Annotated in this window: 14 protein-coding genes; 7 read left to right on the forward strand and 7 right to left on the reverse strand. The window is 72.1% G+C overall.

Going from position 1 to position 13,110, the window contains the following annotated elements; all coding sequences use genetic code 11:
* Window positions 1–129: 129 nt before the first annotated feature.
* From AAHM41_RS07125 to AAHM41_RS07135, 3 genes are all read left to right on the forward strand, one after another.
* A complete protein-coding gene (locus AAHM41_RS07125) occupies window positions 130–1,335 on the forward strand; it encodes an ABC transporter substrate-binding protein (RefSeq protein WP_342235828.1) in 1,206 nt (401 codons plus the stop codon).
* A 290-nt stretch (window positions 1,336–1,625) separates the two neighbouring features.
* On the forward strand, window positions 1,626–2,267 hold the full coding sequence (locus tag AAHM41_RS07130; protein ID WP_342235829.1) for a LysE family translocator: 642 nt from the start codon (window positions 1,626–1,628) through the stop codon (window positions 2,265–2,267).
* A gap of 46 nt (window positions 2,268–2,313) precedes the next feature.
* Entirely contained in the window at window positions 2,314–3,177 is an 864-nt protein-coding gene (locus tag AAHM41_RS07135) for an EamA family transporter (RefSeq protein ID WP_342235830.1), read from the forward strand.
* Window positions 3,178–3,341: 164 nt separating this feature from the next.
* Here the strand turns inward: AAHM41_RS07135 and AAHM41_RS07140 are convergent, their stop codons facing one another.
* Together AAHM41_RS07140 and xylB are read right to left on the reverse strand one after the other, a co-directional pair.
* Window positions 3,342–3,530 carry a hypothetical protein gene (locus AAHM41_RS07140; protein ID WP_342235831.1) on the reverse strand — a complete coding sequence of 63 codons (189 nt, stop codon included), beginning with the start codon at window positions 3,528–3,530 and terminating at the stop codon, window positions 3,342–3,344.
* Window positions 3,527–4,996: a xylulokinase gene (xylB, locus tag AAHM41_RS07145; protein WP_342235832.1), complete on the reverse strand. Its 1,470-nt coding sequence runs from the start codon at window positions 4,994–4,996 to the stop codon at window positions 3,527–3,529. The genes AAHM41_RS07140 and xylB overlap by 4 nt, the downstream gene beginning before the upstream one ends.
* 168 nt (window positions 4,997–5,164) lie before the next feature.
* Between xylB and AAHM41_RS07150 the strand changes: the two genes are divergently transcribed.
* Genes AAHM41_RS07150 through AAHM41_RS07160 form a run of 3 tightly spaced genes read left to right on the forward strand, consistent with a single transcriptional unit; the run spans window position 5,165 to window position 7,586 of the window.
* Complete coding sequence (locus AAHM41_RS07150) at window positions 5,165–6,139, forward strand: zinc-dependent alcohol dehydrogenase (RefSeq protein WP_342235833.1); 975 nt, start codon at window positions 5,165–5,167, stop codon at window positions 6,137–6,139.
* A 2-nt stretch (window positions 6,140–6,141) separates the two neighbouring features.
* Complete coding sequence (locus tag AAHM41_RS07155; RefSeq protein WP_342235834.1) at window positions 6,142–6,546, forward strand: 6-pyruvoyl trahydropterin synthase family protein; 405 nt, start codon at window positions 6,142–6,144, stop codon at window positions 6,544–6,546.
* Entirely contained in the window at window positions 6,543–7,586 is a 1,044-nt protein-coding gene (locus AAHM41_RS07160) for a glycosyltransferase family 4 protein (protein WP_342235835.1), read from the forward strand. Before AAHM41_RS07155 ends, AAHM41_RS07160 begins: the two co-directional genes overlap by 4 nt.
* On the opposite strand, the gene AAHM41_RS07165 is transcribed toward AAHM41_RS07160, so the two are convergent.
* From AAHM41_RS07165 to AAHM41_RS07175, 3 genes are read right to left on the reverse strand one after another with little or no spacing between them, the layout of a single operon-like run.
* Window positions 7,583–8,335: a RibD family protein gene (locus AAHM41_RS07165; protein ID WP_342235836.1), complete on the reverse strand. Its 753-nt coding sequence runs from the start codon at window positions 8,333–8,335 to the stop codon at window positions 7,583–7,585. The two genes, AAHM41_RS07160 and AAHM41_RS07165, sit on opposite strands and share 4 nt — an antisense overlap.
* Window positions 8,335–9,081, reverse strand: coding sequence for an FkbM family methyltransferase (locus AAHM41_RS07170; protein WP_342235837.1), 747 nt, complete (start codon window positions 9,079–9,081; stop codon window positions 8,335–8,337). The genes AAHM41_RS07165 and AAHM41_RS07170 overlap by 1 nt, the downstream gene beginning before the upstream one ends.
* The gene (locus AAHM41_RS07175) at window positions 9,078–9,848 is read right to left on the reverse strand and encodes a CDP-alcohol phosphatidyltransferase family protein (protein WP_342235838.1); all 771 of its coding nucleotides are present in this window, start codon (window positions 9,846–9,848) and stop codon (window positions 9,078–9,080) included. Before AAHM41_RS07175 ends, AAHM41_RS07170 begins: the two co-directional genes overlap by 4 nt.
* Window positions 9,849–9,958: 110 nt before the next feature.
* Between AAHM41_RS07175 and AAHM41_RS07180 the strand changes: the two genes are divergently transcribed.
* Window positions 9,959–10,948 (forward strand): 2-hydroxyacid dehydrogenase, encoded by a 990-nt coding sequence (locus AAHM41_RS07180; RefSeq protein WP_342235839.1) that lies wholly within the window; start codon window positions 9,959–9,961, stop codon window positions 10,946–10,948.
* An 88-nt stretch (window positions 10,949–11,036) separates the two neighbouring features.
* Here AAHM41_RS07180 and AAHM41_RS07185 read toward each other — a convergent pair whose 3' ends face one another.
* Both AAHM41_RS07185 and AAHM41_RS07190 read right to left on the reverse strand, forming a co-directional pair.
* The gene (locus tag AAHM41_RS07185) at window positions 11,037–11,864 is read right to left on the reverse strand and encodes a tellurite resistance TerB family protein (protein ID WP_342235840.1); all 828 of its coding nucleotides are present in this window, start codon (window positions 11,862–11,864) and stop codon (window positions 11,037–11,039) included.
* Window positions 11,865–11,928: 64 nt separating this feature from the next.
* Entirely contained in the window at window positions 11,929–13,092 is a 1,164-nt protein-coding gene (locus AAHM41_RS07190; RefSeq protein WP_342235841.1) for a GNAT family N-acetyltransferase, read from the reverse strand.
* Window positions 13,093–13,110 lie beyond the last annotated feature (18 nt).

Consider the following 13,110-nt stretch of genomic DNA (forward strand, 5'->3'; position numbering starts at 1 on the left):
TCGGACTGCGCCCTATCCGCCACCGGCGCTTCAAGCGATTGCCCTGGCCCTAATCCCGGCTTGCTTGTCGATCGGACAGACTTCCTGTCATCATCTCCGGCAACGAAAACACCAGTTCGGGGGGAGACGATGAAGCTTCATGTCCTGGCGCTGGGCCTGGTCGCGGCCGGCCTTCTGTCCGTTGGCGAGACCCAGGCGCAGACCGCGGTCAAGGTCGGGGTGATGAACGACCGCTCCGGCGTCTATGCCGACATCACTGGCGAAGGCTCGGTGGTGGCGGCGCGGATGGCGGTGGAGGACTACGCCGCGGTCGACAAGGGGGTGGCGGTCGAGATCGTCTCGGCCGACCACCAGAACAAGCCCGATATCGGCTCGAACATCGCCCGGCAATGGTACGACCAGGACGGCGTCGACGCGATCCTCGACGTGCCGACCTCCTCGGTCGCCTTCGCGGTCAGCCAGATCACCCGCGACAAGAACAAGGTCTTCCTCAATTCCGGCGCCGGCACCTCGGACCTGACCGGGGCGCAATGCTCGCCCAACACGGTGCACTGGACCTACGACACCTGGGCCCTGGCCCACGGCACCGCCAGCGCGCTGATCGCGCAGGGCGACGACACCTGGTTCTTCATCACCGCCGACTACGCCTTCGGCCATGCGCTGGAGCGCGACGCCAGCGCCCAGGTCAAGGCCCAGGGCGGCACCGTCGCCGGCTCGGTCCGCCACCCGTTCCCGGGGCAGGACTTCGCCTCCTTCCTGCTGCAGGCCCAGGCCTCGGGCGCCAAGGTGGTGGCCTTCGCCAATGCCGGCGGCGACACCATCAACGCGATCAAGCAGGCGGCGGAGTTCGGGCTGCAGGCCGGCGGCCAGAAGCTGGCCGGCCTCCTGACCACGATCCGCGACGTCAAGACGCTGGGCCTGCCGGCGGCGCAGGGGCTGCTGCTGACCGAGGCCTTCTACTGGGACATGAATGACGGCACCCGCGCCTTCTCCCAGCGCTTCGCCGAGCGCATGGGCGGCCAGATGCCCAGCATGATCCAGGCCGGCGTCTATGCCAGCCTGACCCATTACCTGAAGGCGGTCTCGGCGACCAAGGGCAAGGACCCGGCGGCGGTGATGGCCTGGATGAAGGCCAATCCCAGCGACGACCCGCTGTTCGGCCAGGGCCGGATCCGCGCCGACGGCCGCCACATCCACCCGATGTACCTGTTCCAGGTCAAGGCGCCGGCCGAGTCCAAGGGCGACTGGGACCTGTACAATCTGCGCGCCACCATCCCGGCCGACAAGGCCTTCCGGCCCGAGGCCGAGGGCGGCTGCTCGCTGGTGAAGGGGTGAGGGCCGGCGCTGGCGTGATCGCTCAAAGTCTCCTTTGACTGACATGCCCGGGGCTCGACCCGGGCATCCAGGGGTGCAGTCCAGTTCATCGAGCTGCGGAATTCATGCACTGTCACCGAATTGATAAACGTCCGCTGCGCTCCGGTTCTCGAAACCACCGCCATCCGACTCACACCAGCGCATTTCCAAACGGTCTCTGAGGCAAATCTTGCCCCGAGAGCAATGTTTCGATTGCCCGGCGGCGAGGCGGGCCGCGATGCTCGGCTTCGCTTCTGCCGAGGAACCCGTCGATGATCGTCAGCCCCACCGGCCTGGCCGGCCTCGCCCTGATCGCGCTCGGCATGGTCTGCACCCCCGGGCCGAACATGATCTACCTGCTGTCGCGCTCGATCCTGCAGGGCCGGCTGGCCGGGGCGATCTCGCTGGCCGGCGTGGTGCTCGGCTTGCTCTGCTACATGCTGGCCTCCGCCGTGGGCCTCACCGCGCTGATGCTCGCCGTGCCGCTGGCCTATGAGGCGGTGAAGCTGGCCGGGGCCGGCTACCTGCTGTGGATGGCCTGGACCTCGGTGCGGCCCGGCGCCGGCTCGCCGCTGCGGCCGCGGCGCGACCTCAAGCCCGACCGGCCCCGCAAGCTGTTCGCCATGGGCTTCCTGACCGCGCTCCTGAACCCGAAGATCGCGATCTTCTACGTCTCGCTGCTGCCGCAGTTCATCGACCCGGAGCGCGGCCACGTGCTGGCGCAGAGCGTGGTGCTGGGCGCCACCCAGGTGGCGATCAGCTTCAGCGTCAACCTGCTGATCGTGCTGGCGGCCGGCGGCATCTCCGCCTGGTTCGCGGCGCGGCCGACCTGGCTGCAGGTGCAGCGCTGGGTGATGGGCAGCCTGCTGGCCGGCTTCGCCGTGCGGCTTGCCTTCGACAAGCGGCCGGTCTGAGCTTCGCTATACTGCCGTCCCGACCGGACAGCCCGATTCGAGCAACATGGCGACCGATTCCAACAATGCATCGGCCACGACCGCCGGGATCGCCGTCGCATCCCTGATGGCGGTGGGCTCGATGACCTCGGTCCAGCTCGGCGCCGCCTTGTCGACGCCGACGCTGGAGAGCTTCGGCCCGATGGGCACGACCTGGCTGCGGCTCGCCTGGGCGGCGCTGCTGCTGGCCCTGATCACCCGGCCAAGGATCCTGTCCTACAGCTGGCCGCATTGGCGCGGGGCGATCCTGCTGGGCGCGGCGATGGCCGGCATGACGCTGTGCTACTTCCAGGCCGTGATCCGCATCCCGCTGGGCCTGGCCACGGCGATCGACTTCCTCGGACCGCTCGGCGTTGCCGCCTTCGGCATGCGCCGCGCCTGGCATGCGGTCTGGCCGGTCCTCGCCCTGGTCGGCGTGGTGCTGCTGGTGCATGACGGATCCGACTGGACGGTCGACCCCGTCGGCGCCCTCTTCGCCCTCGGCGCCGCCTGCGGCTGGGCCACGTACATCCTGTTGATGAAGCGGGTCGGCCAGGCCTTCACGGGGCTGCAGGGGCTGACCATGTCCCTGGCCGTCGCCGCGGTGGTCGCCACCCCCTGGGGGCTGGCGGAGAATGGCGGGCAGATCCCGCTGCCGGTGCTGGGCATCACCATCGGCCTCGCCATCCTGGTGCCGCTGCTGCCTTACGCGCTGGAGATGATGGCCCTGCGGCGGATGTCGACCCGGGCCTTCGGCATCCTGATGAGCGCGGAGCCGGCGCTGGGCACGCTGGTCGGCTTCGCCGTGCTCGGCCAGGCGCTCAGCCCGGCCCAGCTCGCCGGCATCGCCCTGGTGGTCGTCGCCAGCCTCGGCGCGGTGGCGGGAGAGTAGAGACCGCCTGTAAATGCTACTGGCGCGGCCGTCTGACGGCGGACTCGAAGCTTCCGGTGCTCACGCACCAATGCGCGCTGCGCTCCGGTTCTCGAAACCACCGCCATCCGACTCACGCCAGCGCATTTCCAAACGGTCTCTCAGGCCGGAACAGGACAGCGAAACTATTTGGGAGCCACCTGCTTGCCGATCTCGCTCAGCGTGGCGGCCCGCCGTTCAGCGAATTCAGCCTCGACGTCCTCTCCTGAAAGGACGTGCCCAGCGCGGGCGTCGGCAATGCCTTCGGCGACCTTCTGGCGGAACCAAGAGTCGTATTGAGCCGGGGTCACGCCGTTGCTCGCTGATCTCTTCATAGCTTCACCCCCGCCCAGGCCGGCTTCAGCATCGGGTACAAGGCCCGGAAGCGCTCGTATTTGCCGGCATAGCGCTCCGCCAGCGCCGCGTCCGGCTCGACCACATGGGCGGTCTGCGGCCGGGTGCAGACGGCCTCGGGCGCCTCGCCGGTGGCGGCCAGCCGGCCCAGCCGGGCGGCGCCGAAGGCGGGGCCCAGCTCGCCGCCGGCCGGGTAGTGCAGCGGCCGGTTCAGCGCCGCCGCCAGGATCCGGCCCCAGAATGGAGACCGGGCGCCGCCGCCGATCACCGACACCTCGCCGATGGCGGTGCCGGCCGCGGTCAGCGCCGCCTGGCCGTCGGCGAAGGCGAAGGCCACGCCCTCCAGCAGGGCGCGGACCAGCTGCGGCCGGCCGGTGGCATGGGTCAGGCCGAGGAAGACGCCGGTCGCCGTCGGGTCGTTGTGCGGCGTGCGCTCGCCGGAGAGATAGGGCAGGAACAAGAGGTCGCCGATGTCGGGATCGGCGACCTCGGCCTCGGCCAGCAGCTCCGGCTCGGTGCCGCCCAAGAGCCGGGCCAGCCAGGACAGGGCCGAGGCGGCGCTGAGGATCACCGACATGCGGTGCCAGGTGTCCGGCAGGCAGTGGCAGAAGGCATGCACGGCCTCGGCCGGGTTCGGCGCGAATCCGGCATCGGCGACGAACAGCACGCCCGAGGTGCCGAGCGACAGGAAGGCGTCGCCCGGGCGGATCACCCCGACCCCGGCGGCCCCGGCCGCGTTGTCGCCGGCCCCGCCGGCCACCACCGCATCGGCCGGCACGCCCCAGGCGGCGGCGACCTCGGGCCGCAGCGTGCCGGTCGGCCGGCTGCCCTCGAACAGCTCCGGCATCGCCGACAGCTTCAGGCCGGTGGCCGCCAGCATCGCCTCGGACCAGCGCCGGGCGCCGACATCGAGCCACAGCGTGCCGGCGGCGTCCGACATCTCCGAGGCCGCGGCGCCGGTCATGCGCAGGCGGAGATAGTCCTTCGGCAGCAGCACCCGGCGGGTGCGGGCGAAGGCGTCGGGCTCGTGCGCCGCCACCCACAGCAGCTTCGGCGCGGTGAAGCCGGGCATGGCCAGGTTGCCGGTGATCGCGCGGGACCGCGGCTCGCGCCGCTCCAGCTCGGCGCATTCGGCGGCGGCGCGGCCGTCATTCCACAGGATCGCCGGGCGAATCGGCCGGTCGGCCTGGTCCAGCAGCGTGGCGCCGTGCATCTGGCCGGACAGGCCGATGCCGCGGACGCCGGACAGGGCCTGGGCGTGCCGGGCCTTGAGTGCGACCACGGCCTGGTCGGTGGCGCGCCACCACTCCTCGGGGTCCTGCTCGCTCCACAGCGGGTGCGGGCGGGAGACGGAGAGCGGCACCGCCTCCTGGTTGACCACGCGCTGGTCGCCGTCGACCAGCACCACCTTGACCCCCGAGGTTCCGAGATCGATGCCGAGAAACATGCCCATCCTCCCGATTGCGGCCCCAAGCTACGGAACCCGCCGGCCGGAGACAATGCGCGAGGCCGGCCCCTGTGTTGCAGCGGTAGCCGGTTTTTCCCGTCCCGTCTGGCTGGCACGCGGCGCTGGCCCCTGGCCAGGGGCGCCGCGGCGGCTTATTCCAGGGGCATCATGGATGCGCGCGCCCTCTGGATCCTCAAGCCGGGCCAGGCCCGGATCGGCACCGAGACCCTGCCCGAGCCGGGGCCCGGCGAGGTGCGCGTGCGCGCCCGCTTCGGCGCCCTCAGCCGCGGCACCGAGGCGCTGGTGTTCCAGGGCAAGGTGCCGCCCAGCCAGCACCAGGCGATGCGGGCGCCGTTCCAGGCCGGCGTGTTCCCCGGGCCGGTGAAGTACGGCTACATCAATGTCGGCACGGTCGAGGCCGGGCCGGAGGCGCTGCTGGGCCGCGACGTGTTCTGCCTGTTCCCGCACCAGACCGCCTATGTCGTGCCGGCGGCGGCGGTGACGCCGCTGCCCGAGGGCCTGCCGCCGGAGCGGGCGGTGCTGGCCGCGAATATGGAGACGGCGCTGAACGTGATCTGGGACTCGGCGGCGCGGCCGGGCGACCGCATTGCCGTGGTCGGCGCCGGCGTCGTCGGCTGCCTGGTGGCGCGGCTGGCCGGGCGGATCCCGGGCTGCACGGTGACGCTGGTCGACACCGATCCCGGCCGGGCGGCGGTCGCCGCGGCGCTCGGGGTCGGCTTCGCCCTGCCGCCGGACGCGCCGGGCGACCAGGACCTGGTGATCCATGCCAGCGGCAGTCCGAAGGGGGCGGCGACCGCGCTCGGCCTCGCCGGGGTCGAGGCCACGGTGGTCGAGGCCAGCTGGTACGGCGGCACGCCGGTGCTGCTGCCGCTGGGCGAGGCCTTCCACTCCCGGCGCCTGGTCCTGCGCTCCTCCCAGGTCGGGATGGTGGCGACGGCGCAGCGGCCGCGCTGGGATTTCGCCCGGCGCATGGCCAAGGCGCTGGAACTGCTGCTCGACCCGGCGCTGGACGTGCTGTTCAGCGGCGACTGCGATTTCGACGACCTGCCCGAGGTGCTGGCCCGGCTGGCGGCCGACCCCGCCGGCGCGCTGTGCCAGCGCATCCGCTACCCGGAGGAATGAGCATGTACACGGTTTCGGTCCGCGACCATTTCATGATCGCCCACAGCTTCCGCGGCGCCGTGTTCGGCCCGGCGCAGAAGCTGCACGGCGCCACCTATGTGGTCGACCTGGCCTTCCGCCGGGCGGAGCTGGACGAGGACGGCATCGTCGTCGATATCGGCCTGGCCTCGACCGCGCTGAAGACGGTGATGGACGAGCTGAACTACCGCAACCTGGACGAGGAAGCGGCCTTCGCCGGATGGAACACCACGACCGAGGTGCTGGCCCGCACCATCTTCGACCGCATCGCCGCCCGGATCGCGGCGGGCGAGCTCGGGGCCGGCGCGGCGGCGATCGAGAGCCTGGTTGTGACCCTGCACGAATCGCATGTCGCCTGGGCCTCCTATGAGGGCCGGCTGGCGCGATGAGCATCGCGTTCCTGCTGCCGGGCGACCCGGAGTCGCGCACCGGCGGCTATATCTACGACAAGCGCATCGTCGAGGGGCTGCGGGGACTCGGCCGCCGGGTGACGCTGCACCGGCTGGGGGATGGCTTCCCCTTTCCGAGTGAGGCCGAGATGGCAGAGGCCGCCGCAGTGCTGCAGCGCCTGCCGGACAACGCCCTGACCGTGGTCGACGGGCTGGCCTTCAGCGTGCTGCCGCGGCAGATGGCGGCGGAGGCCGGCCGGCTGCGGCTGGTGGCGCTGATCCATCACCCGCTGGCCTTCGAGCAGGGCTTGAGCCAGGCGCAGCGCCAGTCGCTGGAAAGTAGCGAGCGCCAGGCGCTGGCGGCGGCTCGGCGGGTGATCGTCACCAGCCCCGGCACGGCTCGCGACCTCTTCGGCTACGGCGTCGCGGCCGGGCGGATCGGCGTGGTGCTGCCGGGCACCGACCCGACCCCGCCGGCCCAGGGATCGGGCGAGACGGCGCCGGTGCTGCTCTGCGTCGCCACGCTGACGCCGCGCAAGGGCTATCTCGACCTCGTCGCCGCGCTGCAGCGCCTGGCCGCGCTGCCCTGGCGGCTGGTCTGTGCCGGCAGCCTGGAGCGCGATGCCGAGCACGCCCGGGCGGTGCTGGCGGCGGTGGAGGACGCCGGCCTGTCCGGCCGCATCCGCTTCGTCGGCGAGATCGACGAGCCGACGCTGCTGCAACATTACGACCGGTCCGACCTGTTCGTGCTGCCCTCGCATCACGAGGGCTACGGCATGGCCCTGGCCGAGGCCTCGGCGCGCGGCCTGCCGATCGTCAGCACCACCGGCGGCGCGATCCCGGACACGGTGCCGCCCGATGCCGGCATCCTGGTGCCGCCGGGCGATGTCGACGCGCTGACCGAAGCGCTGCGCCGGCTGCTGACCGATGCCGGGGCGCGGTTGCGGCTGCGCGTGGCCGGCCTGGCGGCGCGCGCCCGGCTGCCGGGCTGGCCGGCCCAGGCCGCGGCGTTTGCGCATGAACTGGGTTTGGTCGGCTAGGCCGGGCCGGCCGTCCCGCGCAGGTCGAAGTCGAACAGCACGTCGCCGCCCATGGCATAGGTGCGGCAGGGCGGGCGCAGGGCCTGGTCGAGATGGGCGATCTCCGGCAGCCGCAGGCCGCCCTTGCCGGAGCCGATGATGATCGGCGCCACCGCGACATGCAGCCGGTCCAGCACCCCGGCGGCGAGGAAGCGCGACACCGTGGTGCCGCCGCCCTCGATCAGCACCCGCCGTAATCCGCGCGCGGCCAGCGCCGCCAGCACCGCGGCGGGGCAGGGGTCGTCGAGGCCGATGATCTCCGCCGCACCGGCGGGCCGGTCGGCGCGGTCGGCGGCACAGAGCAGCAGCGTCGGGGCGGCGCCGTCGGTGAACAGGCCGTGGCCGGCGTCGAGCCGGCGGCCGGGATCCAGCACCACCCGCACCGGGTTCGGCCCGTCGACCCGGCGCGTGGTCAGCCGCGGGTCGTCATGGGCGACGGTGCCGGCGCCGACCAGCACGGCGTCGGCCAGCGCCCGCAGCCGGTGCAGATGGTCGAGGTTGCAAGGGCCGGTGACGTATTGCGACTGGCCGCAGCCGGTGGCGATGTGGCCGTCGATGCTCTGGCCGAGATGGGCCAGGGCGAAGCGGCCCTCGGCCTCGGCGAAGGGCCGCAGCAGCGCGATCCGGTCGCGCGCCGCGGTGTCGGACGGCAGCGGCGCCTCCGGTCGGCCGGCGCGGCGGTCGAGCAGCCAGATCCAGGCGGTGTCCATCATGCCTCGGCCAGCGCGTAGATGTCGCCGGAGCGGTCCCCCGGCGATCGAGTCAACAGCCAGGCCCGCAATTCGTGCCCGCTGCGCCAGTTCGGCCACAGGAAGCGCCCGGTTTCGCCGACCGAGACCTGGAAGCGGCAGCGGCCCAGCGCCTCGATCCGGTCCAGCGCGGCGAGGGTGGCCGACAACGCCGCCGGGACATATTCGACCGACAGGAGGGGAAGGGACCGGGACAGCCCGGCCAGCACCTCGGCCTCGAAGCCCTCGACATCGATCTTGCAGAAGGCGGGGGTGCCGAAGCGGCCGATCAGCGCGTCCAGCGTCGTCACCGGCACCTCGACCTGCCGGTCCCAGCGGATCGAGGCGAAGCTCTCCGCCTTCGACACCGTCCCGATCCAGTCGGGCGACAGGCTGGCGACGGTCGGGGTGCGGCTGCTGAGATGCAGGGTGGCGGTGCCGGGGGCGGCACCGACCGCGCTCTCGACCAGGGTGATGCCGGGATGGAAGCGGAAGCTGTGGCGCAGCAGCCGGACGAGATCGGGCTGCGGCTCGACCGCCACCACCCGGGCGCCGAGTCCGGCCCAGCACAGGCTGCGGTTGCCGACATGGGCACCGATGTCGAAGCACAGCTCGCCGGGGCGGATCAGGGTCGAGAAGAAGCGCCGGAAGCGGGCGGAGCGCCCGGGGATGCCGCGATAGATGGCGAGGGACCGGGCGATGCCGGCGGCGCGGGCGATGGCGTTCACGCGGGAACCCGCCGCCGCTGCCGCCACAGCCAGACCGCGTCGCGGCCGAAGGACCAGCCCAGCAGCGCCAGCGCGCCCGCCGCCAGCATCTCGGCCAGCGAACGCGGCATCGGCGGCGCCAGGCAGGCGATCAGCACCAGGATCTGGATCACGCAGACCGCCTTGCGGGCATGGCTGTCCGGCACCGTCCCGCGCAGCCAGGGCCAGGCGGCGCCAGCCGCCACGTAGAGGTAGCGCATCGCCCCGATCAGCAGCACCCAGATCCCGACCTTGCCCCATTGCCAGACCAGCACGGACAGGACCAGGACGAAGAAGGCGTCGGCCTCCATGTCGAATCGGGCGCCGAAGCGGGAGGCCAGGCCGCTGCGCCGGGCCGCCCAGCCGTCGACCCCGTCCAGCGCCAGGGCCAGCGTGGCGAACCCGGCGATCAGCCACAGGCAGTCCTCGTCCGGCGCCGCCGTGCCCATCAGCGCGGCGAGCAGGCAGATCAGCACGATCCGGGACAGCGTCACCGTGTTGGCCGGACCGAAGCGGCGATGCGGCGCATGGGCGGCCAGGCCGGCCAGGATCAGCGTGGCGATGCCGCAATACAGCAGCTCGGCCCGCGCCACGAAAGTGGCGCCGAGCGCGGGATCGACGGCGAGCGGCACCGCCAGGGCAGCGAGCGCCAGCGCCCCCGCCGTCAAAGGCCATCGCGCCTGCCGCTGCAGCGCGCCGCGAAAATCGGTCTCGTCCCGCATCGTCCACCAGCCGGTTGACGCCATCATCCTACGCGACTCTTCGGCGGGACGGTGACCTCGGTCACAGTCCGGCTCTGGACAATCGCCCGCCCGGCTTGCTCTATGGCGCGAACGGGGTTGCCGGGACTGGTTCCGCCATGGCCGAGAGAAAACGTCCGCTCGTCATCGTCACGCGCAAGCTGCCGGATGTCATCGAGACCCGGATGATGGAGCTGTTCGAGACCCGGCTGAACCACGACGACGTGGCGCTGGACCGGGAGCAGATGATCGCCGCGATGGGCGAGGCCGACGTGCTGGTGCCGACGGTGACCGACCGGATCGACGCCAACCTCCTGGCCAAGTCCGGGCCGCAGCTGAAGCTGATCGCCAGCTTCGGCACCGGCGTCGACCATATCGACCTCGGCGCCGCCAGGGCGCGCGGGCTGACCGTGACCAACACCCCCGGCGTCCTGACCGAGGACACGGCCGACATGACCATGGCCCTGATCCTGGCCGTGGCCCGCCGGCTGGCGGAGGGGGAACGGCTGGTCCGCGGCGGGCAATGGACCGGCTGGAGCCCGACCGGCATGCTCGGCGCCCGGCTCGGCGGCAAGCGGCTCGGTATCATCGGCATGGGCCGGATCGGCCAAGCCGTGGCGCGCCGGGCCCGCGCCTTCGGCCTGTCGGTGCACTACCACAACCGCAACCGGGTGCATCCGGAGGTGGAGGCCGAGCTGGACGCCACCTTCTGGCCCAGCCTGGACCAGATGCTGTCGCGGATGGACATCGTCTCGGTCAACTGCCCGCGCACCCCGGCGACCTTCCACCTGCTGTCGGCCCGGCGGCTGAAGCTGCTGCGCCGCGACGCGCTGATCGTGAACACCTCGCGCGGCGAGGTGATCGACGAGACGGCGCTGGCGCAGATGCTGAAGCAGGGCGAGCTGGCGGGGGCCGGGCTCGACGTGTTCGAGCGCGAGCCGAACGTCAATCCGAAGCTCTTGAAGCTGCCGAACGTGGTGCTGCTGCCGCATATGGGCTCGGCCACGCTCGAGGGCCGCATCGACATGGGGCAGAAGGTGATCGTCAACATCCGCAGCTTCGTCGACGGCCATGTGCCGCCGGACCGGGTGCTGGAGACGGAATTTTAGGAGGGCGGCAAGGTTGGGTTCGCGAATGCGAACCCAACCGCTCGGGCCTCGAAATGTTGGGTTCGCCAGGGGCGAACCCAACCTGCGATCACTGTCCCTGCCGCACCGTCTGGTGCAGCGAGGCGATGGTCTGGGCGTCAAGGCGCAGCGCCAAAGCGAGCTGCTTCAGGAAGCGGCTCTCCTCCGGCGAATCCATGGTCACGGCCAGCAGTGCCGCGGTGTAGACCTGGGCCGCCTCCTGCGGGCCGCTTACCCCCGCCACCAGCTGCTCCGGCGTCGCCGGGCTGCTCAGCTCCTGCTCGATGAAGGCGCGCTCCTCCTCGTCCTCCTCGCCGAGATGGACCTGGATCGCCGTGGCCTCGGCCTCGTCGATGGTGCCATCGGCCGCCGCCGCCGCGATCATGGTGCGGATGATGCGGTGCGCGGTGTCCTGCCCGATCAAGGGCGCGGCCCGGGTCCCGCCGCCGACCGAATCGGCCATGTCGAGGAAGCCGCCGCCGCCCGACCGGGAGGGCACGGGGGTGATGGCGGGGGCTTCGTCGATGCTCGCCGACGGCGCCGCGGCGGCGCCTCCGCCGCGGTTCTGCAGCGCCTGCATGGCGACCGTGGCGATGATCGCCATCAGCCCGCCGCCCAGGCCTCCACCAAGGCCGCCGCCCCGGCTCCGGCCACCTGTGAGACCGCCGAGAATATCGCCGAGCCCGCCGCCCGATGAGCCGCCGCCACCCAGGCCCTCGAGCAGCCCGCCGAGCCCGCCCAGGCCGCCGCCCGATCGACCCGCCGGGGCCGCGGCCATGCCGCCTCCGCCCAGCACCTGGCTGAGGATGCCGCCGATATCGACGCCGCCGGCCCCGCCGCCAGAGGAGCGGCCCATGCCGCTCTGCGCCAACGCACCCAAGAGCTTGTCGAGATCCATCGTCTCTCTCCCTCCGTTCGCCGGCCCTGCCTGCCGGCCGTCGCCTCGTGATGCCGGGATGCGGCTAGGGGCAATCCTGCCGGAAGGGGAGGTGCTCGGCGAGGTCTTCGATGCCGGCCTCGACCGCGCGGGTCTCGCGGGCCAGGAAATCGGCCACGGCGCGGCGGAAGCCGGGGTCGCGGATCCAATGGGCGCTGTAGGTGCGCACCGGGCGGTAGCCGCGCATCACCTTGTGCTCGCCCTGCGCCCCGGCCTCGACCCGCTTCAGGCCGCGGGCGATGGCGAAGTCGATCGCCTGGTAATAGCAGGCCTCGAAATGCAGGAAGGGGTAGTCGCGGCCGTCGCAGCCCCAGTTGCGGCCGTAGATCGTGTCGCTGCCGATCAGGTTCAGCGCGCCGGCGATCCAGCGGCCGTCCTTCTCCGCCATCACCAGGGCGATGCGGTCGGCCATGGTCTCGCCGATCCGGGCGAAGAATTCCCGGGTCAGGTACGGGTCGCCCCATTTCCGGTCGCTGGTGTTGCGGTAGAAGCGGAAGAAGGCGTCCCAGTGCCGCGGCTTCAGGTCGTCGCCGGTCAGCACGGTCAGTCGGATGCCGCCTTCGACCGCGCGCTGCCGCTCCTTGCGGATGTCCTTGCGGCGGCGGCTGTTCAGCGTGGCCAGGAAGTCGTCGAAGCCGGTGTAGCCGTCATTCTCCCAGTGATATTGCTCGCCGATCCGCTGCAGCCAGCCGGCCGCGCCGAAGCGCGCCCAGTCGGCCTCGGTCGGGAAGGTGACGTGCACCGAGGAGACCTTGTGGGCCAGCGCCGCCTGCTCCAGCCCGTGGATCAGCAAGTCGGCGGTCTGCGCCGGGGCGCCCGGGCGGACCAGCAGGCGCGGGCCGGTGACCGGGGTGAAGGGCACGGCCGATTGCAGCTTCGGATAGTAGTGGCCGCCCGCCTGCTCATAGGCCCGGGCCCAGCTGTGGTCGAACACGTATTCGCCCTGGGAATGGCCCTTGAGGTACAGCGGCACGGCGCCCAGCAGCCGTCCGTCCGGCTCCTCCAGCACCAGGTGCTGCGGCAGCCAGCCGGCCTCGGCGGTGGCCGACCCGCTCTGCTCCAGCGCCGACAGGAAGGCGTGCGACAGGAACGGGTTGTCCCGCCCGGCGCAGGCGTCCCAGGCGGCGGGGTCGATGGCGGTGATGTCGGCGACGAGCTTGAGGCTTGCCTCGGGAGTGCCGTCGGGCATGGGGCCGGTCTCTCGCAT

Source organism: Inquilinus sp. OTU3971 (assembly GCF_038440215.1).

Bases quoted from the DNA above. Each gene is read 5' to 3' on its own strand.
- AAHM41_RS07175 (WP_342235838.1), bottom strand. From the start codon at position 9,848: ATGATGGCGTCAACCGGCTGGTGGACGATGCGGGACGAGACCGATTTT.
- AAHM41_RS07160 (WP_342235835.1), top strand. From the start codon at position 6,543: ATGAGCATCGCGTTCCTGCTGCCGGGCGACCCGGAGTCGCGCACCGGC.
- AAHM41_RS07150 (WP_342235833.1), top strand. From the start codon at position 5,165: ATGGATGCGCGCGCCCTCTGGATCCTCAAGCCGGGCCAGGCCCGGATC.
- xylB (WP_342235832.1), bottom strand. From the start codon at position 4,996: ATGTTTCTCGGCATCGATCTCGGAACCTCGGGGGTCAAGGTGGTGCTG.
- AAHM41_RS07155 (WP_342235834.1), top strand. From the start codon at position 6,142: ATGTACACGGTTTCGGTCCGCGACCATTTCATGATCGCCCACAGCTTC.
- AAHM41_RS07185 (WP_342235840.1), bottom strand. From the start codon at position 11,864: ATGGATCTCGACAAGCTCTTGGGTGCGTTGGCGCAGAGCGGCATGGGC.
- AAHM41_RS07165 (WP_342235836.1), bottom strand. From the start codon at position 8,335: ATGGACACCGCCTGGATCTGGCTGCTCGACCGCCGCGCCGGCCGACCG.
- AAHM41_RS07135 (WP_342235830.1), top strand. From the start codon at position 2,314: ATGGCGACCGATTCCAACAATGCATCGGCCACGACCGCCGGGATCGCC.
- AAHM41_RS07190 (WP_342235841.1), bottom strand. From the start codon at position 13,092: ATGCCCGACGGCACTCCCGAGGCAAGCCTCAAGCTCGTCGCCGACATC.
- AAHM41_RS07130 (WP_342235829.1), top strand. From the start codon at position 1,626: ATGATCGTCAGCCCCACCGGCCTGGCCGGCCTCGCCCTGATCGCGCTC.
- AAHM41_RS07125 (WP_342235828.1), top strand. From the start codon at position 130: ATGAAGCTTCATGTCCTGGCGCTGGGCCTGGTCGCGGCCGGCCTTCTG.
- AAHM41_RS07180 (WP_342235839.1), top strand. From the start codon at position 9,959: ATGGCCGAGAGAAAACGTCCGCTCGTCATCGTCACGCGCAAGCTGCCG.
- AAHM41_RS07140 (WP_342235831.1), bottom strand. From the start codon at position 3,530: ATGAAGAGATCAGCGAGCAACGGCGTGACCCCGGCTCAATACGACTCT.